This window comes from Alteromonas sp. 5NS40-0096 (assembly GCF_057544385.1).
Genome location: NZ_BAAJLQ010000002.1, coordinates 278343 through 299122, shown reverse-complemented (window position 1 = coordinate 299122; position 20780 = coordinate 278343). Strand labels below are relative to the sequence as shown.

The window sequence follows — 20780 nt, the reverse complement described above, 5'->3', positions numbered from 1 at the left end:
AAACGGCCCGATAATTCGGACCGTTACTAGGCCGCACTAGTCGGCGCTGCCATCCAATCCCCGCACCTTCAACAGAGCATCGATTTCAGGTTTACGGCCTCTAAATTTAATATACAAATCCATCGCATCTTCCGTTGAGCCTTTCTCAAGAATATGTGTGCGATATTTATCTGCCAACTCTTGATTAAAGACATCACCCGTTTCTTTAAACGCCTCAAAACCGTCAGAATCTAACACAGCAGAATGCACATAACTATAGTAACCAGCTGCATAGCCACCGGCGAAAATATGAGAAAAATAGGTAGAGCGGTAACGAGGGGCGATTTCTGGAATTAAGCCAATCTTTGCCATGGCGTCGGCTTCGAATTTACCAGCGTCTTGTATGTCGTCTTCTACCGTTAAAGTATGCCAATCCATGTCCAATAGCGACGCCGCGAGATACTCAGTATTCGCAAAACCTTGATTGAATTTAGAGGCTTTTAATAGCTTGGCAATCAACTCGTCGGGAATAGTTTCCCCCGTTTCATAATGCTTGGCAAAGCTCTTTAATATCGCTGGTTCACTTGCCCAGTGTTCGTAAATTTGAGCAGGAAACTCAGTAAAGTCGCGAGGCCCTGCGGTCCCTGACATACTCTCGTACTTCACATTGGTAACTAATCCATGTAGTGCATGACCAAACTCATGGAACAAGGTAGTAACGTTGTCGAAGCTCAGCAATGCTGGGGTATCACCTACCGGCGCAGGGAAGTTACAGACATTAACTACCACAGGCCTCTGGCGGCCATCTAGGTTGGACTGTCGTTTAAAGCTACTCATCCAGGCACCACCACGTTTGTTGGAACGCGTGAAATAATCGCCCATAAAGACGCCCAGGTGGCTACCGTCTTTGTCTTTGACTTCCCAAACTCTGACGTCAGGGTGGTAAGTGGGAACGTCGTGTAATTCAGTGAACGTCAGGCCCCACAGCTTATTAGCAGTATCAAACGCACCATTTAACACGTTGTCCAATGTCAAATAGGGTTTGATGCTGGCTTCATCTAAATCGTATTTGGCCTTGCGCACTTTTTCCGAATAGTGCCACCAATCCCACGCAGCAAAGGTAAAATCGTTGCCTTCAGCGTCGATAACGGCTTGCATATCTGCTACTTCATTTTTCGCTCTTGCAAGAGCGGGTTTCCATAACTCCATGAGCAATTCATAGACACCATCTGGTGTGCTTACCATGCGGTCTTCGAGGATGTAGTCTGCATGGGTGTCATAACCCAATATCACAGCTCTTTCTGCTCGCAATTTTGCTAGTTTTGCAGCGATAGCCTTATTGTCAGTTTCATTGTTGTTGTCTCCACGCATGACATAAGACTTATAAAGCTTTTCTCTTAAATCACGACGGGTCGACTCGGTTAAAAAAGCATACATATTGCTTCGGTGTGGTGTAAATACATACTTATCTGTGTACTTGGCTTTATCCGCTTCAGTTTCTGCTGCCTCGACTTTAGCCGCTGCTCGAGCGGCAGCTGCGTCAATAACGCCCTGCGAGAGGCCATCTAAATCAGAGGCATCTAAAACCAATTCAAAGCCGTTGGTTTCTGCAAGTAGGTTTTGGCCATATTCAGTCGTTAGCTTAGCGATTTCACCGTTTAACTCTGTCAGCTTCTGCTTAGCTTCTCCTTGGAGCTTAGCGCCTCTTTTGGCAAAACTCTTGTGAGTTTCTTCCAAAAAGCGTTTTTCAATGGAATCTAGCTCAAGCGTATCGCGCATTTGCCACAGTGTATCGATCCTTTCAAACAAACCTTCGTTTAACGTTACTTTATCGTAATGAGCTGAAATCAACGGGCTGATTTCACGTTGAAGCTGTTGCAACTCGGGGTTAGTGTTCGCACCTGTCATATTGAAGAATACAGCTTGTACTTTGCCGAGAAGTCGACCACTGCGTTCCAATGCTTCGATCGTATTTTCAAATGTTGGTGAATCTGAGTTGTTTACGATATCGTCAATGTCTGCAAGGTGTTCCGCCATTCCCTTTTCAAAAGCCGGCATGAAGTCGTCGTTAGATATCTCAGCAAAAGGTGGAATTTCAAATGGTGTTTGGTAAGTCGAGAAAAATGGGTTAGTTGCTTCCTTTTTTACCGCTGCTTCTGCCGCGCTTGGCTCTCCTGCTTGTGACTGCTCGGCTTGTTTAGAACAAGCGCCCAGCAAAGATACCACTGCCGTAGCAACCAATGTTGTGCGCCATGTTTTCGTTTTATTTAGCATACCCTGCCCCCTGGTAGATTCATTTATAATTTTATTTTCATAGCAAGCGACAGCACACTCTCGCCGCCATTTTGTTATAACATAACAAAATTAAATTTACTGCACATTCGGATCAATTGCACATTCTGTTGGATAAACACACGTCAGCTCAGAGGGGAGTGAAATTTGATGATTTTGAGAGGGCATTAGCTATCAACTTGATGCTATCTGCTGTAACTCGCAGTGAATACGTATGCATCCAACCATTAACATATTTAACAACAATGCAACATTTGCCAAAATACCGTCAGTGATTCACAAGGGATGTTGAACAATGAAGATAAAACGCTTTCTGCTCGCTGGACTTTCGCTATGCTGCATCAACGCTAATGCTGCGCTGATTGATGTAGCAGCGGACAACGCGAATAACTATGGAGACGCTTGGGCAGGCAATGGTGGTTTTGGTCTCGAAGGTTGGTCTTTTAATCGCGACTTCGCTGGCGGTAGTGCTGGTCAATTTCTCGCATCTAAAAGCAGCAATGGCGATCTTAACCACATAACCACGGCGCCCGACGATAAAGCTTGGGGCACTTTTGCCAATGGCCCGGGGTTCAATCAATTTGAAGCGTATCGAGGATTTGGCTCCAATAGCCTATCGCAAGTCGGCGACGTATTTAGGTTGTCGTTCGAACACGGCGGTATTCAAAGCGGCGGCGCTGTAGGTTTTACGTTACGCAATGGTAACCAGGCCTCATCTATCGGCGATTACAATGCAAACAGCCGATTTGAATTGAGCTTTCTTGGCGGAAGCAATACCTACAGCATTTTTGATGGCAGTGGCCAAGTCGACACAGGTATCGGTTTTACTGATGCGGGCTTACATATCGTATTCGAACTGACCAGCGCATCGACATACCGTCTCGATATCTTAAATGCGTTCAATCCAGCGCTAAACCCATTTTCAACCACTGGCACCCTGTCCGGATCGGGCTCAATAGACAGCGTATCGCTATTTAACCGCGATGCAGAAGAAGCGAATGCCTATTTCAATGCGCTTTCCATCGCGCGGCAAATGCCCAATACTGCAGTGTCGGCTCCTGCCTCTGTAGCCATATTTTGTATTGCATTGATAGCACTGTTCAAGCGCAGAAAGATTTCCCTGAATAGCTAATCACGCATTGGCAGCAAGCAAAAGCCCCTTTTTAGGGGCTTTTTTTGTGGATGATTTTCACCTCGTTCATAACTTGTAGTTATGTTTCTCGCACAAAACCGAATTGGCGTCTTACCTTCAAATAATTCATGTTGTTGAAGACACTAGCAAATGATACAAATTAACGTCTTCCAATCGATAAAACGCACCGCGTGTGCTCTTGTTCATACCTAGGGAAAAGCATGAAAAAAACATCCCGACTATTAAGTCCAGTACCCATTCTCGCCAAGGTCCTTACTGTTGCGATACTTTGTTCCTCTCATCAAGTCTTCGCCCACGGTCACGTTAAAGAAAGCGCTGCAGTTATTCAATACGACACCATACATCACCCGGTCATAGGCAAAAATGGCATGGTTTCAAGTCAGCGAATGCTCGCCAGTCAAATCGGTGCTGATATTCTCTCTCAAGGCGGAAATGCTGTCGACGCCGCGGTCGCGACGGGAATTGCCTTAGCCGTCACGCTGCCAAGAGCTGGAAATTTAGGTGGCGGTGGCTTTATGCTGGTTCACCTTGCCGAAACCGATAAAACCATTGCTATCGACTATCGTGAAATGGCACCTAGTGCTGCGCATCGAGATATGTTTTTGGATGCCAATGGCAATGTTGATAACAAAAAGGCTCGGTTTAGTCATGCATCTTCAGGCGTTCCAGGCACGGTTGCCGGCTTATCTCACGCGTTGGCAGAATATGGCACAATGAGCTGGAAACAAGTTCTCCAACCAGCCATAAAACTGGCGGAACAAGGCATAGTCGTGTCTTATGATTTGGCTGAAAACTTAAAAAGCAGGCAGGCATGGCTGACCGCCAATCCAGCTACCGCAGAAGCGTTTTACAAAGAAAACGGTGTACCTTACGAGGCTGGTGAAATCCTCGTTCAGCCTGATTTAGCCAGAACACTAAAGCGTTTAGCGCAAAATGGGCCTGACGAATTTTACCACGGGGACACTGCGACCTTGATTGCCAACGAGATGGCGCGTCAGGGCGGACTAATTACCAAAAAAGACTTAGCTAACTACAAAATTGCCGAAAGAGAGGTCATTCGCACTAACTACCGAGGCTACGATGTCGTCTCTATGCCACCCACTAGTTCTGGCGGCGTTCATATTGCACAAATGCTCAACATTCTGGAACATTACCCGGTCAAAGAAAACGGTTTCGGTAGCGCCAAAAATCTTCAGTTACTGACAGAAACCATGAAACTGGCTTATGCGGATCGCAGCGAATACCTTGGCGACCCAGATCATTTCGATGTACCAGTTAAGGGCCTAACAAGCAAAGCCTACGCTAAATCACTAACATCGCGCATATCTCTCGAGAAGGCCACGCCATCAAGTGAAATTAAACCCGGTACCCCTGCGCCTTACGAAAGTCCAGATACCACCCATTTCTCGGTGATGGATAAATTTGGTAACGCCGTATCCAATACTTACACGCTCAATTTTTCTTATGGTTCGGGTATTGTGATTCCGGGTACGGGCATGTTGATGAACAATGAAATGGATGATTTCTCATCTAAACCCGGTGTTCCCAATGGCTTTGGTTTGATTGGTGGCGAAGCCAATTCTATCCAGCCGACCAAGCGTCCTTTAAGCTCGATGACACCGACTATTATTTTGAAAGACGGCAAACCTTATGTGGTGGTTGGCAGCCCAGGTGGTAGCCGTATCATTACGACGGTACTGCAAGTTATCGTTAACGTCATTGATCACGAAATGAATATTGCCCAAGCGGTCAACGCGCCGAGAGTTCATCATCAATGGCTACCCGATAGGCTGCAAATGGAGCCTGGCTTCAGCCCCGATACGATAGCCATACTCAAGTCGTATGGGCAAAATGTCAAAACCAGCAGAACCATGGGAAGTGTGCAATCCATTATGTATAAAGACGGCTACTACTATGGTGTTTCGGACCCCCGTAGACCGGGCGCTGGCACAGTCGCTGCCGAATAGACATGGACAGTACGGTGTGCTATCTCGCAGAGATAGCACACGCTAGGAGAAATGGTGGAGTCGGCCGATAAGCCGGGTTCTGTCGTGGGCAATCATTCCTCTAGGCCAACAATCGCTCGTTGGCTCAAGCAACCTACCCGCCTCCCGCGCGGGCCACACGTATAGGAGGCCTATTTGGTCTTGCTCCGGGTGGAGTTTACCTTGCCACAAACTGTTACCAGTTGTGCGGTGCGCTCTTACCGCACCCTTTCACCCTTACCGGCGCTATGCGCTTAGGCGGTTTTCTCTCTGCTGCACTTGTCGTCGACTTTCGTCGCCCAGACGTTATCTGGCACCCTGCCCTGTGGAGCCCGGACTTTCCTCCCCTTTCTTGCGAAAGCAGCGATTGCCTGGCCGACTCCGGCGCGCAGTATACAACAGACAAGATAAAATGCGAGTGCAGTCGAGAATGTTTCAGTGACAAAAAAGCCGGCGGATGCCGGCTTTTGGTAAAACGTTAATCGCTTTACTCGGGAAGAACCGCATTGTGATATACGTCTTGAACGTCATCACAGTCGTTTAGCATGTCCATAAATTTCTGGAACATTGGCATATCTTCTTCACTGATATGTGCTTCAGTTTGAGGCATGAAAGTAATTTCTTCAGCATCAAATTTGATGTCTGCATTGGCATCAGTCAACGCCGTTTTCACCTTGAAGAATTCAGTGTTAGGGGCATAGACCGTGATCTTGCCGTCTTCACATTCCACATCAGTCACGTCAACGTCGGCTTCCATTAGTACTTCAAGTATGGCGTCTTCATCGTCACCAGCGAAAATGAAAATGGCTTGGTGATCAAACATATGGGATACCGAGCCTTGGGCACCTATTTTTGAATTAGTCTTGGTAAAGCAGTTACGAACATCTGTGATGGTGCGATTCGCGTTGTCTGTTAAGCAGTCAACAATGACCATACAATTGCCCGGTCCAAAACCTTCATAGCGCGAAGGTGTGAAGTCTTCACCAGCACCACCCGCCGCTTTATCGATGGCTTTTTCGATTACATGACCAGGTACCTGGTCTTTTTTGGCTTTTTCCATCAAACGACGCAATGACAAATTCGTATCGGGATCTGTGCCCCCGTTCTTTGCACAGACGTAAATTTCTTTACCGTATTTAGAATAAACCTTCGTTTTAGCGCCAGCAGTTTTCGCCATAGACGCTTTTCTTACTTCAAATGCTCTTCCCATCTTTTGTCTCTTCTTGTGTGCTCCAATCGCCTATTGTGTGATGTCACTCATTTCGACACCACAGGCCCTATAGTGAGCGACGCCACTACAAACTTGTTGCGGATTTTACCGACTTTCGGCTTGAGATACCAACCCCAAGTATCAATACTATGGCAAATGCTCTAACGCCAAGTAATCCATCGACTGCATTTCCTTTAAGCGGCTCAGGCAGCGACGAAATTCAAAACTCAGCAAACCTTCAGTGTAGAGATCTGACAACGCCACTTCAGCCGACATTATCAGTTTTACGTGACGCTCGTAGAATTCATCAACCATGGCAATAAAACGCCTTGCGACATCATCATTGCTTTGCCCCATTTGCTTCACGTTACTTACCAATATGGAGTGATAGCAACGGCTCAATTCTATGTAATCACTCTGGCTACGAGGACCTTCACAAATCTCCGTAAAATCAATCATCAATACGCCATCGGCGTTGCGGATAGTTTTTAACGCACGGTGATTGATTTCTATCACCTCACCTTTTGACCCTTTCTCTGGCGAAAGCTGTGTAAAGTACTCATGTAGATTCGTCGTTGCGCATTCATCAAGGGGAAAGTGGTATATCTCCGCTTGCTCCAACGTACGCAATCGATAGTCAATGCCGCTGTCGACATTAATTACCCGAGTATTCTGATTAATCAGTTCAATGGCTGGCAAAAAGCGGGCTCGCTGTAAACCGTTGCGATAGAGTTCATCTGGCACAATATTGGACGTTGCAACCAATACAATCCCGTGACTGAACAACTCCTCCATCAAGGTTCCGAGGATCATAGCATCGGTAATATCAGAGACAAAAAACTCGTCGAAACAGATAACTCGGGTTTCGCGAGCCAGTTTGGCAGCAATCAGCTTTAACGGATCTTGCTCTTTGTCGAGCAATTTCAATTCGTCGTGAATACGATGCATAAAGCGGTGGAAGTGAACTCGCATTTTGTTGCCAAATGGCAAGCAATCGTAAAACGTATCCACTAAATAGGTTTTACCACGACCCACACCGCCATAAAAATAGATGCCCTGAATACTTGGCTTTCGCATTCCTTTGCCGAATGCTGACTTAATTTTAACTCGCCAAGTCAGTTTTTTGGCGGGCTGAGTCAGTTCTTCATACAAACGCTGAAGTTCGCGTACGGCGTTTGCCTGTGCATCGTCTTTGTGGAATTCTGGCTGTGCCAAGTCCTCTTGGTATTTTTCCCAAGGTGTCACGGGGTTACTGCTCCTACCTTAAATCTAATGTCAACAAAAAGTGCGCTGCACCGACCTGCTTGAAATTTACCATTATGACCTTAATTTAACATCAATTCACGGTAGAATCCCGAGTCATATAGTGCTGTTGCTGATCTTTGTCACACTTTCTGACAGAAAACCGTGTGACATGAGACGAAAGAAGCAGACAAAAAAGTGCTAGCTCGCTCACCTCTTGCTATAGTCAGGCTAGGGCACTTTAAGTTGTATATTGATAGATCTGGAGAATTCAATGGAAGTATTAGTTTCGGTTGCCTTGTTACTCGTAGGTGGTGTTATCGGTTTCTTTATCGCCCGTCACCTATACGTTGGTAATCAAAATAACCAAGCCGTTGCCCAAGCCGAGCAAACGCTAAAAGAAATGCTCGCTCAACAAGCGGAACATCACATTTTTCAAACTCGCCAAACCATCAGCGCTATTGAAAAACAGTGCGATAACCTCAAACAACAAGTTAACGACTATGAAACGGTTTTGTCGCGTGCGGACGAGGACGAATTGCCTAAAATGCCATTTTTTGGTGAGCAAGCAACCTCTTACCTACGTAACAATGTAAAAAGCAGAGAACAGAAAGTGAAATCTGTGGCTGATACGCAACCAAGAGACTTCTCAAACGGCCCTTCTGGGTTATTCGTCGGTGCGAATGAGCAATCTACCGCAGATTCAACCAAAGAATAGGAACTTTCAAACTCGCTTTAAGTCTTTGTGATTAAGCAAACGCATAAATGATGAGGAGTGTAAGCGTTTATGAATAAATATCTTCGCCAGTTAGTGTTGGTCTCCGGTGTTGTGGTTGGGTCATTGACTTTGATATCACAAGCAAACGCTGCGATACCCTTTTTCTCAACTGATAAAGATGACGTTCCATCATTAGCACCAATGCTGGAGAAAACCACACCTGCGGTTGTCAGCATTGCAGTGTCAGGGACACAAACTTCACGCCAACAAGTGCCAGAGATGTTTCGTTACTTCTTTGGCGGCCCGCAGGAGCAAGTCAAGGAGAGGCCATTTAGAGGGCTGGGCTCTGGGGTCATTATCGATGCCGAAAACGGCTATGTTGTCACCAACAATCACGTTGTCGACAAAGCCGATGAAATTACGGTTAAGTTAACTGATGGTCGCGAGTTTCAAGCCAAAAAAATCGGTGCAGACCCGCAAAGCGATATTGCCTTGTTGAAGATCGACCCTGACAATCTAACAGCACTGAATCTCGCCAACTCGGATAACTTGAGAGTGGGTGATTTTGTAGTGGCTATCGGTAACCCTTTTGGTCTTTCGCAAACCGTGACATCGGGAATTGTGAGTGCGTTAGGTCGCTCAGGTCTTAACATTGGTGGTTACGAGAACTTTATTCAAACTGACGCAGCGATTAACCGCGGTAACTCTGGTGGTGCGCTTGTTAACTTGAGAGGTGAGTTGGTCGGTATCAATACGGCTATTTTCGGCCCGAACGGCGGAAATGTAGGCATTGGTTTTGCTATCCCGAGTAATATGATGAACAACCTCGTCTCGCAATTGATTGAATTCGGAGAGGTTCGTCGAGGATTGTTGGGCATCATTGGTGACGATGTTGACGCGGGTTTAGCTGAAGCAATGAACTCAGATGTCAAAAAAGGCGCGTTTATCAGTGAAGTACAACCTGACTCGGCAGCTGAACAAGGTGGCCTACAAGCGGGTGATATTATCACTGAACTGAACGGTCGCACTGTGTCTAGTTTCCAAGAACTACGCGCCAAAATTTCTAGCATGGGAGCGGGTGCAGAGCTCGAAGTCACGGTTATCCGTAAAGGCGACCGCATGAAGTTCGATATTGTGTTGGGTACGGCACCTGAGCGTGAGCTGACTGCTGAAGAGATGCTACCAGCACTGGAAGGCGCGACCTTTGCCAATGGCGAAGACAGCAAAGGCAATGCTGGCGTCCGTATTACTGGAGTCGAAGCGAACAGCCCTGCTGCGCGAATCGGTCTGGAAGAAGACGACGTCATCATTGCGATTAATCGCCAACGCGTCAGTAATATTGCCGACCTCAGTAACGTCCTAGACGGCGCAGAAGGCGTAATCGCCTTGACTGTACGACGTGGTAACGCAACACTTTATCGCGTGATTCGATAATCCAATCGGGGGCAACTCTGCCCCCGCTTTTTGTTCCATTTCTAGCCGACTTTGCAAATCTTTGATATCCTTAATCAAAATACAAACTTGTGCCCATAGCGCATTATCACGTCGGATTTCAAAGTTACAGTGACTGGCAAACCTATAATCAGTTTCATCGCACGCTCTATCTTTATCGGGCTAATCGTGGCAGGCCTATTGCTGCTCCTTTTACCTGATCTAAGAACACAAAATACATTGTCTAGTGGTTGGTTCTCGTCGTCTTCTCCAAGCCAAAATCGCGAGTCGTTCTTCGACGCCATTAGCCGGTCAGCACCGGCTGTGGTGAATATCTACAGCGTAAGTATTGAACAGGACAATGGCCTTTTTCGCCGTCAACCGAGGGAAAGAGCGAGTTTGGGGTCTGGGGTTATAATGACCGACAATGGTTACATCATGACCTGTTTCCATGTGGTCAATGGCGCTGACAGTATTTTTGTTGCGTTACAAGACAGCCGTGTACTCGAAGCCCAAATCGTTGGCAGTGACCCGTTGACCGATCTGGCAGTTATCAAAGTCAATGCAGACAATTTGCACGTTATTCCGCAATTAGAAAAAACGGATATCAAAGTTGGCGATATTGTTATGGCAATTGGTAACCCCTACGACTTGGGGCAAACTATTACACAAGGTATTGTCAGCAGAGCGGGTCGTTTCTCAGGGTTGGCCAATTACAACGACTTTATTCAAACTGATGCGGTACTCAATCAAGGCAACTCCGGTGGCGCGTTAGTCGATAGCAATGGTTACCTAGTGGGTATCAATAATGCGAACTTCCAGATTCGTGATGGCCGTCGTCGGGTGCGTAACGTCGATGGTATTAATTTCGCGGTTCCTTACGAACTGGCGAAACGCATCATGGAAGAAATCATTACTAACGGTAAAGTCATACGCGGTCAAATGGGATTTGTGGGTAGTGAATACCGTGGTCGTCCGGGTATTCAAGTCACAGATGTAGCCGCTAATAGTCCAGCAGAAAGGGCGGGATTAAGACGCGATGATGTGATATTGGCCATCGATGGTATTCGACTTGAAACCGCATCAAAGACGTTAGATATGATAGCCGAGACCGCACCTGGTACGGTAATGACGCTAGAAGTTAGCCGGGGTGGCGAGCTGATCACACTAAAAGCCACTGTGGCTGAATTGGGTGTAGCTGAATAACCGGCGATTGAATTGGTATCTACCTCTTACAAAAAACCACCCTTAAGGGTGGTTTTTTCATTAAGTACGTGTCATTCCGCCACTCTTTCGATATTGGCCCCTAAACCACTGAGCTTTTCTTCAATTCGCTCGTAACCGCGGTCCAAATGATAAATGCGGTTTACATGGGTTTCACCTTCAGCAATCAGGCCAGCGATCACCAAACTTGCAGACGCGCGCAAGTCGGTAGCCATGACAGGTGCGCCTTTCAACTTCGATGAGCCTTTTGAAACGGCACTGTTACCCTCAAGTGCAATCTTTGCTCCCATGCGCTCAAGTTCTGGTACGTGCATAAAACGATTCTCAAAGATCGTTTCCGTTGTCACTCCGGTTCCCTCTGCGACACAATTCAAAGTAACAAATTGGGCCTGCATGTCAGTTGGAAAAGCTGGGTGTGGCGCGGTTTTTACATTAACCGCAGACAACACGCGCTCACGCATGTCCAACTCAATCCAGTCGTCACCAGTAGAGACTTCTGCACCAGCTTGCTTGAGTTTATCAAGTACCGCATCTAGCGTATCTGGCGCTGCATTTAAGCAGCGAATGTGGCCACCTGATATTGCTGCTGCAACCAAAAAGGTGCCCGTTTCAATGCGATCAGGTAACACCGAATAATCACAACCATGTAAGGTATCCACACCCTGAATATGGATACTGTCAGTACCAGCGCCAGTAATCTTGGCACCCATCTGATTCAAGCAATTAGCAAGGTCAACAATTTCTGGCTCGCGAGCCGCATTTTCTAGGACCGTCTCACCATCAGCGAGTGTGGCAGCCATCATCAAGTTTTCGGTCGCACCAACGCTAACCATGTCCATGAAGATACGCGCACCTTTGAGGCGACCATCGACATGTGCTCTGATGTAGCCTTCGTCCACTTCAATTTGCGCACCCATACGCTCTAAACCGTCCAAATGAAGGTTTACAGGGCGAGCACCAATCGCGCATCCACCGGGTAACGATACATTGGCCTTGCCGTGTTTGGCCAACAGCGGCCCCAACACTAAGATTGAAGCTCTCATAGTACGCACTAACTCATAAGAGGCCGTGACGCTTTGAAGCGCACTGGCAGTGAGCACTACCTCGTTGTCTTGGCAAGGTGAGACTTCCACCCCCAACTCCCGCAGCAATGCGACGGTAGTCTTGATATCTCTTAAATTCGGAACATTGGTATAGCGACAAGTACTGTCCGTTAGTAAGCTTGTCATCAATAGTGGCAGTGCAGCGTTCTTTGCACCTGAGATTGTTACATCCCCCTGAAGCGGCGGGCTTTTTCTAATTATGAGTTTATCCACTTATCTCTTGTCCACTTATGAGGGGATATGGAACTGACGCTCGCGCTGCCAATCTGCTTCTGAAAAGGTTTTAATAGAAATCGCGTGCATTGAGCCGTCCGCGATTTTATCTGAAAGTGGTCCGTAAACCGCTTGTTGTCGCTTCACGCGGCTCATAGCATTGAATTGGTCACTAACAGCAATAATCGAATAATGCGAGCCTTCGCCTTTTACGTAGACTTCAGTGAGGTCTAAAGCCTCTTTCAAAATTGCTTCAATTTCTGTGGTATCCATCGTTCTCTCTTACTACCTGAATTAGCGATGACTCATTGTAACGGTAAAAGGCGGTCAACGTCGCTGATTTTTGCTAGCTTAATCAATTTATCTGGCGCATTAGCCAAGACGGCTTGAACCTTAGCCTCCTGCGCTTGACGAATAGCGTTAATCAACCAGGCGAGCCCAGCCGTGTCGACAAACTCTACCTGTTCCAAATCTATTACGAGTTTTCCAACACTCACCAAGTTCTTACGCTCGTTTTGCGCTAAAGACAGCCAGAGGTCTTTCTCAAGTGTTTGGTGTTCCAAGCGACCCGACAGAGACATTACACCCTCTGCCGATAATCCGAAGGTGTTCACTCTGTAACCTCTTGGCTGGCGTCATTTTGAAGTTTAACCGGTTGTTCAATTTGGCTCTGCATAATGCTGATAACCTTATCGATCCCTTCCTGACGTAGAATCGATTCGAACTCACTGCGCTGGCTACTTAACAAGCTGATGCCTTCGGCAACCATGTCGTAAGCTTTCCACTCTTTAGTCTTTTTACTCTTGCGCACTTTAAACGCAATTTTGATTTCTGGACGCTGAGGGTCCAGTATCAGCGCACGAACCGTCACGGACTTTTTGCCCTCGATATCACTGCGCGGCTCAAACTGTACAGTTTGATTGTCGTAATAGCCCAAAGCAATGGCGTACTTAGTGATCAGGTATTCACGGAAGACTTTGACGTACTCACCGACTTTGTCTCGTGGTACGGATTTGAAATGTTTGCCCAACACCATATAGGCTGCAAACTGATAATCGATATACGGCAGAAGTTCTTCTTCCATGATAGTGCGCAACAGCTCTGGATCAGCTTTAATCGCGTCTTGCGAGTCCTTCATACGGCCAAAGGTTTTTGACGCCACCTCTTCAACCATCTGATAAGGGTTGTCTTTTGCTATTTCAGCTTGTGCAGCACTCACTGACACAAACCATACCATTGCGATGGCAAATAACTTTTTCAATTCAATTACTCCTAACCTAAATGTAATTCTGTGCGTAAAGGCCGCGTTTTATTCGCTGTCGCGGCTAAACAAAAACTGTCCGATGAGGTCTTCCAGCACCAACGCGGATTTCGTATCTTCGATATAATCACCGTCACCAAGGTTATCGACCCCATCAAAAGAAAAGCCTGGTTGCATGCCTACGTACTGCTCACCCAGTAAGCCAGATGTTAAAATCGAGACAGAAGTGGTTTCAGGGAAGTCTGCATAGGTCTGAGAAATACTCAGCTCAACAACAGGTGTAAAATCCTCGCTATCCAAAGTAATGGAAGCGACACGACCAATGGTAACCCCGCCGACTTTTACCGCTGAGCGCTCTTTCAAACTGCCGATGTTGTCGAACTTTGCGTAAAGGGTGTAGGTTGCACCATCGTCTGTCATAGCTTGGTTAGCAACGCGCAACGCTAATAACAACACAGCGCCTATTGTCAGTACGACAAACAATCCAACCATCAGTTCCGTTTTATACTTGTTCATAAACTCCCCCTACTCGATTCCGAACATCAGCGCTGTCAATACAAAATCCAGCCCTAGTACTGCTAATGAAGAAAACACCACGGTTTCCGTGGTTGCTTTGCTGATGCCCTCCGAAGTAGGAAGACAATCATAACCTTTAAATATGGCAATCCAGGTCACAACTAAGGCAAAAACGAGGCTTTTTACTACCCCATTTACCACGTCTTGATTCCAATCAACCGTAGACTGCATGATTGACCAATAACTTCCCGCGTCGACGCCAAGCCAATCGACACCAACCAAATGGCCGCCAAGAATACCGATCGCACTAAAAATAAGTGCCAACATTGGCATGGAAATCATACCCGCCCAAAACCGCGGCGCGACGATTCGACGCAATGGGTCGATTGCCATCATCTCTAAGCTGCTAAGTTGCTCCGTTGCTTTCATCAAACCAATTTCAGCAGTTAACGCAGAACCCGCTCGCCCAGCAAAAAGCAAAGCCGTCACAACCGGGCCAAGCTCTCTTAATAGAGAAAGTGCAACCATAGGGCCTAAACTCCCCTCTGCACCGTAATCCACTAAAATGGTGTAGCCTTGCAAGGCCATGACCATGCCGATAAACAAGCCTGACACCATAATGATTAATAGAGACTGAACACCCACCACATACATTTGCTTGATGGTCAGACGAATATTTTTAAACTGTGGTAGCGCAAGTAATGCGCCCGCTAACATTAATCCTGCACGGCCAAACGTGCTAATTTTGGCGATAGTTGAAGCACCTATTGCTTGTATTGCCTTCATGACTTCACTCCAAACAGGGCTTCGTTCAAATCACTCGCGGGGAAATGGAATGGCACTGGACCATCGGCATTGCCTTGCAGAAATTGTTGAACCAATGGAGACTCGCTGTGTTTGATATCGTCAGGTGTGCCCTGACCGATAATTCGTTTGTCCGCTAAGATGTAGACATAATCCGCAATCGTGAGGACTTCTGTTACGTCATGGGTAACAACGACACTGGTGAGACTCAATGCATCATTGAGCTCTTTGATCAACTTGACCAGCACGCCCATCGAAATGGGGTCTTGGCCGGCAAAAGGCTCGTCATACATTATCAAATCAGGGTCCAGCGCGATTGCCCGAGCTAACGCCGCTCGCCGCGCCATACCACCAGACAATTCGCTAGGCATTAATGTTTTTGCGCCGCGCAAACCCACTGACTGCAACTTCAATTGCACTATGGTGTCGATAACGCTTTCACTTAACTTGGTATGCTCTCGCAGTGGATACGCCACGTTGTCAGCCACCGACATATCGGTAAACAAGGCGCCACTTTGGAATAACATGCTCATTCTGCGCCGTGTTTTGTACAACTGACTGCGACTCATCTGCACAATGGAGTCACCGTCGAACTTAATGTCTCCACTATCAGGACGAAGTTGACCACCCATCAATTTCAACAGGGTAGTTTTACCGATACCGCTTGGCCCCATCACCGCAGTGATTTTACCTTTGGGCACCACGATAGACACATCGTCATAGATTACCCGGTCGCCTCGGGTAAACTTCATGTTGTTAATTTCTACTAAGTTATCCATGTATTGGTATCATCACTCAACAGCTCGCCTTACCCATGCAAAAATATGCATTGCAGGGTAAAACGTCAGGCCGTGAAAAAAGTTCACTGACCAGTGTAATTTGTGGTTATTGTATTCGTTTTCAAGCTTTCGGTACGATGCAAATAGTTACAAGTTATGTGCTGGCGTTCTAACCCACACAAATGACCGAAGAAGGATATTATTGATTTATAACAGGAGCGGTATGTATCACACTTTATTTGTGCAATATTTTGTTCATCCATTGAACCCAACGTCGCGTTCCTGTGCCAATTATATCCTAGGCTTCTACTTTAGTCTCATACTTTATCACTGCATTTTCTAGCACAGCGAAAATCATACAAAAATTTACAACTGTTTACGTCTGTGCCCCATTTGTCATTGACCACTCAAACTCAGTTATTCGTGTATTTTTTCCGCTAAAAGAACTAAGACCGGAAAACAGTACAAATCATCGCGAATTTACCATAGGAAAACGCGTGAGTTTTTGCGACAATCGGCCCAAGATCAAAAGGACACGCTCAATTGTGCTATTTCAAGTCGCCATCTTTATCATAGGCTTAGCCGTTTTAAGCTGGGCCGCAGACCGATTCGTTTACGGTTCCTCAGCATTAGCAAAAAACTTTGGCATCTCGCCAATGATGATTGGACTCACCATAGTTGCAATGGGCTCTAGCGCGCCTGAAATAGTGGTATCAGCTGTCGCCTCGTTAAACGGTAATATGAATACCGCGGTCGGTAATGCGATGGGCTCGAACATTACCAATGTTGGCTTGGTTTTGGGCCTAACAGCGCTGATTAAACCTTTGATTGTGTCTTCCACCACCTTAAAGCGGGAGATGCCTGCACTTATTTTGATTAGCCTTATTGCCATATTTTTCCTCATAGACGGTGAACTTGCTCAATATGAAGGCATCATACTTTTAGCACTGTTTGGCGTTACCATCGCTGGCATGGCATGGCTATCCATTAACGTTGAGAAAAACGACCCCTTAGTGGCGGAAACAAGCGACGAGATACCCAGCGATGTTTCAACAAAATCCGCAGTATTCTGGGTAGTCGTTGGCCTAATACTGTTGCCATTGAGCGCCAACTACATGGTAGAAGCGGCGGTATCCATCGCCCATTACTTTGGCTTAAGTGATTTGGTGATTGGCCTAACTATCATCGCGTTAGGAACGAGTTTACCTGAGCTAGCTGCGAGTATCGCCGGAGTGATGAAAGGCGAAGATGATCTGGCGCTGGGCAATATTATCGGCTCAAATATGTTTAATTTGTTAGCCGTTCTGGGTATGCCGGGTTTACTCGCCCCCGGATTAGTTGATAGTAATGCGTACGAACGTGATATATTTGTTATGTTGGCACTTACGTTACTTATGTTTGTATTTAGTTTTAATGTCAGGGGAACAAGCCGAATTAACCGCTTTGAAGGCGCTTTTCTCGTCGCAGGTTTCCTTGCTTACCAATACTGGTTGTTTTATTAATGAATCACGCTTCTTTCGCGCAGTCTGCTATCCGAGTGATTGATATCGAATCTCAGGCTATTGAGGCACTAAAATCGCGTATCGACCATCACTTCGAAGACGCATGCAATATCTTGTTCGAGTGCAAAGGTAAGGTCGTAGTGTCTGGCATGGGGAAATCAGGTCATATCGGGAATAAAATCGCCGCCACCTTAGCCAGTACAGGCACCCCCTCATTTTTTATGCATCCCGGTGAAGCCAATCACGGTGACTTGGGCATGTTAAGCCAAGACGATGTTCTCATTGCAATATCTAACTCGGGGGAAACTGGCGAGCTGTTGAATTTATTGCCGGTCGTTAAGCGCTTGAACGTACCGACAATTGCATTGACCAATAGTGCGACAAGTTCATTGGGGCAACACGCCGATGTTGTACTGGATATCAGTGTTGATAAAGAAGCTTGTTCGTTAGGGCTAGCGCCAACATCAAGCACTACCGCGACTTTAGTGATGGGGGATGCACTGGCTGTCGCCCTGCTGGACGCAAAAGGTTTCACCTCCGAAGATTTCGCATTATCTCATCCTGGTGGTAGTTTGGGACGCAAACTACTTCTGAAAGTCAATGACATCATGTTAACGGCTGACGATATGCCCTTGGTCAATCTCGATGCAAGCGTTTCAGAAGCCTTGCTCGAGATATCCAAAAAAGGGTTGGGGATGACAGGCATACTCGATGACAATGGCATACTTGTCGGTGTATTTACCGACGGCGATCTCAGGCGTATTCTCGACAACAAGGCTGACATTCACGCAACCAGCGTGAGTGAAGTGATGACGAAAGGTGGCAAGACGATTCAAGAGAATGAATTGGCAGTAGAAGCGATCAACTTAATGGAAAGTCACAAAATCAGCGCTTTGTTTGTCACAAACGATGAAAATAGAGCAGTAGGCGCCTTCAACATGCACATGCTACTCAAAGCCGGAGTGTTGTAATGACAATGGTAAAAACACTCTACACCGAGTTAGATTCCGCTCTCTATAGCAAATTGTCCTCACTCAAATTATTGGTTTGTGACATCGACGGCGTGTTCTCAGACGGTAGAATTTATCTCGGTAATGATGGCGAAGAGCTCAAAGCATTTCACACTCGAGACGGATACGGTGTTAAGGCGCTGATTAACTGCGGCGTTGAAGTCGCGGTCATCACTGGCAGGCGTTCAGCAATAGTTCAGCAGCGTATGCAATCATTAACGGTAAAGCACATCATACAAGGTCAAGAAAACAAAGCTGAAGCCATCCTTGAGTTGATACAGTCTTTGGGCTTAGCCCCAGAGCAAGTGGCTTCTATTGGTGATGACATGCCTGACATTGGCATGTTTAACCACAGTGCGGTCAAGATTGCGGTCAGCGATGCGCACCCCATCGTTGCCAGCAAGGCTAACTGGATAACACAACATCGTGGTGGATTTGGTGCAGTAAGAGAAGTTGCCGACACCATTCTTCAAGCGCTTGACCGCTTGGAAGAACAACATGGGGCGAGCGTGTGAACAGACTTGGCCTGAGTATTTCCGCGCTTTTTGTGTTGGCATTGCTAATGTACTTGCCAACGTTTATGGAAGAGTCGCCGACAGACCAACAATCCGCTAAAGTGGACGCGTTGAGGCCAGCGTACTTGGCAAACAATTTAACCACGACTATGTATGACACAGATGGTAAGTTGAATCATGAGGTGTTCGCTACCACAATGGAACACTACGACCTATTGGGTTTCGTGCTGTTTCAAAACCCGATGTATACCGTATACGTGGGTGAAAATGAATCGCCATGGCAGGTGACAGCAAAGGAAGGGACACTTTATGACAACAACTTGATTCAGCTAGAAACAGATGTTGTCATAACCAATATGAGCGACGACGATTTTGTTCAGACAATAAAAACAGAGTTTATCGAAATCGACTTGAACAAAAAAACCATGACGTCGGATCAGCCCGTGGTAATAATCGGCGGGCAATACGTTATAAATAGCAATGGCTTCAATGCCGATTTGCATACCAGACAATACGAGTTAATTGATCATGTACAAACCACTTATAAACCTGGCAGCTAGTTTACTGGCCCTCAGCGCTAGTACTTTTGCACTGGCTGACGAGACCGACTTTACTAAGCCGATAAAAGTCGACTCAGCGTCTCAGTTTGTTGATGGAATTAACAAAATATCACTGTTCAAAACTGATGTTTACATCACCCAAGGCTCGTTAGTTATCGAAGCGGATGAGGTCGAAGTGGTTGCCACTGATGGCGAAGGCAACGAAGTATTCATCGCGCGAGGCAATCCCGCGAGCTATACCCAGCAAGTCACCGACGGTAAATCGGTGAATGCCAAGGCCAATGAAATTCGCTATGAAGTGAGCAAACGCAAAATTTCACTGAAAGGAAATGCAGAGCTACAGCAAGACACCAGTATGGTGCGCGGTGATACCATTACCTATGACATGGAAAAAGAACAGATGTTGGCACAAGGGTCGGAGCAACAAAATGGCAGAGTCACTACTGTGTTTAGGCCTGAAGCCATCAAAGATCTGACCGACCAAGTCGAATCTAAAGACGAAGATAAAAACGACGAGGACCAACCAAAGTAATGGCTACATTAACTGCCTCTCATTTGGCAAAATCCTATCGTTCTAGGCAAGTGGTACGCGATGTGAGCTTGTCGGTATCCAGTGGCGAAATCGTTGGACTACTCGGCCCAAACGGCGCGGGTAAGACGACAACGTTTTACATGATTGTTGGTTTGGTGCCACTGAACAAGGGTAGCATCCACATTGATGACAACGAACTGACACACCAACCTATGCATGAGCGCGCGCGCCAAGGTATCGGTTATTTACCTCAAGAAGCGTCTATTTTCCGCAAAATGACGGTACACGAAAACGTCATGGCGATTTTACAAACCCGAAAAGACTTAAACCGTCAGCAACAAGAAGAGGAAGCTGACGCTTTGCTGGACGAATTTAACATCAACCATATTCGCAACAGCAATGGGATGAGTTTGTCGGGTGGAGAACGGCGTCGAGTGGAAATTGCGAGAGCGTTGGCGGCCAACCCACAGTTCATATTGCTAGATGAACCTTTTGCTGGCGTCGACCCCATTTCGGTAAACGACATAAAAAAAATAATTCAACATCTGCGCGACCGCGGAATTGGCATCCTAATAACCGACCACAATGTGCGTGAAACCCTTGATGTTTGTGAAAAAGCCTACATTGTTAGTCATGGGGAATTGATTGCTCAGGGCTCCGCAGAGCAAGTTTTAAGCAATCAAAAAGTAAGAGATGTATACCTAGGAGAGCAATTCAAGCTATAGTTAGTATAGCGGGTTACAAATGAGCC

Annotated in this window: 21 protein-coding genes and 1 other RNA gene; 11 read left to right on the top strand and 11 right to left on the bottom strand. The window is 46.6% G+C overall.

Annotation, left to right across the window (positions count from 1 at the left end; all coding sequences use genetic code 11):
- Positions 1-36: 36 nt before the first annotated feature.
- The gene (locus AC27G9_RS07270) at positions 37-2253 is read right to left on the bottom strand and encodes a M3 family metallopeptidase (RefSeq protein WP_487072574.1); all 2217 of its coding nucleotides are present in this window, start codon (positions 2251-2253) and stop codon (positions 37-39) included.
- 313 nt (positions 2254-2566) lie between these two features.
- Between AC27G9_RS07270 and AC27G9_RS07265 the strand changes: the two genes are divergently transcribed.
- The gene (locus tag AC27G9_RS07265) at positions 2567-3403 is read left to right on the top strand and encodes a hypothetical protein (RefSeq protein ID WP_487072572.1); all 837 of its coding nucleotides are present in this window, start codon (positions 2567-2569) and stop codon (positions 3401-3403) included.
- A 221-nt stretch (positions 3404-3624) separates the two neighbouring features.
- Complete coding sequence (ggt, locus tag AC27G9_RS07260; RefSeq protein ID WP_487072570.1) at positions 3625-5391, top strand: gamma-glutamyltransferase; 1767 nt, start codon at positions 3625-3627, stop codon at positions 5389-5391.
- Positions 5392-5443: 52 nt separating this feature from the next.
- Here ggt and rnpB read toward each other — a convergent pair.
- The 3 genes from rnpB to zapE form a co-directional block, all read right to left on the bottom strand.
- Positions 5444-5792: RNase P RNA component class A (rnpB, locus tag AC27G9_RS07255), an RNA gene on the bottom strand.
- Between the two features lie 104 nt (positions 5793-5896).
- Entirely contained in the window at positions 5897-6619 is a 723-nt protein-coding gene (locus AC27G9_RS07250) for a YebC/PmpR family DNA-binding transcriptional regulator (RefSeq protein ID WP_487072568.1), read from the bottom strand.
- A gap of 147 nt (positions 6620-6766) precedes the next feature.
- Complete coding sequence (zapE, locus tag AC27G9_RS07245; RefSeq protein WP_487072566.1) at positions 6767-7864, bottom strand: cell division protein ZapE; 1098 nt, start codon at positions 7862-7864, stop codon at positions 6767-6769.
- Positions 7865-8135: 271 nt separating this feature from the next.
- Between zapE and AC27G9_RS07240 the strand changes: the two genes are divergently transcribed.
- From AC27G9_RS07240 to AC27G9_RS07230, 3 genes are all read left to right on the top strand, one after another.
- Positions 8136-8579 carry a ZapG family protein gene (locus AC27G9_RS07240; protein WP_487072564.1) on the top strand — a complete coding sequence of 148 codons (444 nt, stop codon included), beginning with the start codon at positions 8136-8138 and terminating at the stop codon, positions 8577-8579.
- A gap of 69 nt (positions 8580-8648) precedes the next feature.
- Positions 8649-10013, top strand: a complete 1365-nt coding sequence (locus AC27G9_RS07235; RefSeq protein ID WP_487072562.1) for a DegQ family serine endoprotease — start codon at positions 8649-8651, stop codon at positions 10011-10013.
- 129 nt (positions 10014-10142) lie between these two features.
- The gene (locus AC27G9_RS07230; RefSeq protein WP_487072560.1) at positions 10143-11216 is read left to right on the top strand and encodes a trypsin-like peptidase domain-containing protein; all 1074 of its coding nucleotides are present in this window, start codon (positions 10143-10145) and stop codon (positions 11214-11216) included.
- 71 nt (positions 11217-11287) lie between these two features.
- Here the strand turns inward: AC27G9_RS07230 and murA are convergent, their stop codons facing one another.
- Genes murA through mlaF form a run of 7 tightly spaced genes read right to left on the bottom strand, consistent with a single transcriptional unit; the run spans position 11288 to position 15910 of the window.
- Positions 11288-12550 (bottom strand): UDP-N-acetylglucosamine 1-carboxyvinyltransferase, encoded by a 1263-nt coding sequence (gene murA / locus AC27G9_RS07225; protein ID WP_487072558.1) that lies wholly within the window; start codon positions 12548-12550, stop codon positions 11288-11290.
- A 15-nt stretch (positions 12551-12565) separates the two neighbouring features.
- Positions 12566-12823, bottom strand: coding sequence for a BolA family protein (locus AC27G9_RS07220; RefSeq protein WP_487072556.1), 258 nt, complete (start codon positions 12821-12823; stop codon positions 12566-12568).
- 32 nt (positions 12824-12855) lie between these two features.
- On the bottom strand, positions 12856-13164 hold the full coding sequence (locus AC27G9_RS07215) for an STAS domain-containing protein (protein WP_487072554.1): 309 nt from the start codon (positions 13162-13164) through the stop codon (positions 12856-12858).
- Positions 13161-13811 (bottom strand): ABC transporter substrate-binding protein, encoded by a 651-nt coding sequence (locus AC27G9_RS07210; RefSeq protein ID WP_487072552.1) that lies wholly within the window; start codon positions 13809-13811, stop codon positions 13161-13163. The genes AC27G9_RS07215 and AC27G9_RS07210 overlap by 4 nt, the downstream gene beginning before the upstream one ends.
- A gap of 48 nt (positions 13812-13859) precedes the next feature.
- Positions 13860-14327: an outer membrane lipid asymmetry maintenance protein MlaD gene (gene mlaD, locus AC27G9_RS07205; protein ID WP_487072550.1), complete on the bottom strand. Its 468-nt coding sequence runs from the start codon at positions 14325-14327 to the stop codon at positions 13860-13862.
- 9 nt (positions 14328-14336) lie between these two features.
- Positions 14337-15113, bottom strand: a complete 777-nt coding sequence (gene mlaE / locus AC27G9_RS07200) for a lipid asymmetry maintenance ABC transporter permease subunit MlaE (RefSeq protein ID WP_487072548.1) — start codon at positions 15111-15113, stop codon at positions 14337-14339.
- The gene (mlaF, locus tag AC27G9_RS07195; RefSeq protein ID WP_487072546.1) at positions 15110-15910 is read right to left on the bottom strand and encodes a phospholipid ABC transporter ATP-binding protein MlaF; all 801 of its coding nucleotides are present in this window, start codon (positions 15908-15910) and stop codon (positions 15110-15112) included. The genes mlaE and mlaF overlap by 4 nt, the downstream gene beginning before the upstream one ends.
- Positions 15911-16455: 545 nt before the next feature.
- Here mlaF and AC27G9_RS07190 point away from each other — a divergent pair.
- Genes AC27G9_RS07190 through lptB form a run of 6 tightly spaced genes read left to right on the top strand, consistent with a single transcriptional unit; the run spans position 16456 to position 20754 of the window.
- Positions 16456-17412 carry a calcium/sodium antiporter gene (locus tag AC27G9_RS07190; protein WP_487072544.1) on the top strand — a complete coding sequence of 319 codons (957 nt, stop codon included), beginning with the start codon at positions 16456-16458 and terminating at the stop codon, positions 17410-17412.
- On the top strand, positions 17412-18383 hold the full coding sequence (locus AC27G9_RS07185) for a KpsF/GutQ family sugar-phosphate isomerase (RefSeq protein ID WP_487072542.1): 972 nt from the start codon (positions 17412-17414) through the stop codon (positions 18381-18383). Before AC27G9_RS07190 ends, AC27G9_RS07185 begins: the two co-directional genes overlap by 1 nt.
- A 5-nt stretch (positions 18384-18388) precedes the next feature.
- Positions 18389-18937: a 3-deoxy-manno-octulosonate-8-phosphatase KdsC gene (gene kdsC, locus AC27G9_RS07180; protein ID WP_487073645.1), complete on the top strand. Its 549-nt coding sequence runs from the start codon at positions 18389-18391 to the stop codon at positions 18935-18937.
- Positions 18934-19497, top strand: coding sequence for an LPS export ABC transporter periplasmic protein LptC (gene lptC / locus AC27G9_RS07175; protein WP_487072540.1), 564 nt, complete (start codon positions 18934-18936; stop codon positions 19495-19497). The genes kdsC and lptC overlap by 4 nt, the downstream gene beginning before the upstream one ends.
- Entirely contained in the window at positions 19466-20029 is a 564-nt protein-coding gene (gene lptA / locus AC27G9_RS07170; RefSeq protein WP_487072538.1) for a lipopolysaccharide transport periplasmic protein LptA, read from the top strand. Before lptC ends, lptA begins: the two co-directional genes overlap by 32 nt.
- Positions 20029-20754, top strand: a complete 726-nt coding sequence (gene lptB, locus AC27G9_RS07165) for an LPS export ABC transporter ATP-binding protein (protein ID WP_487072536.1) — start codon at positions 20029-20031, stop codon at positions 20752-20754. The genes lptA and lptB overlap by 1 nt, the downstream gene beginning before the upstream one ends.
- The last annotated feature ends 26 nt before the right edge of the window (positions 20755-20780 follow it).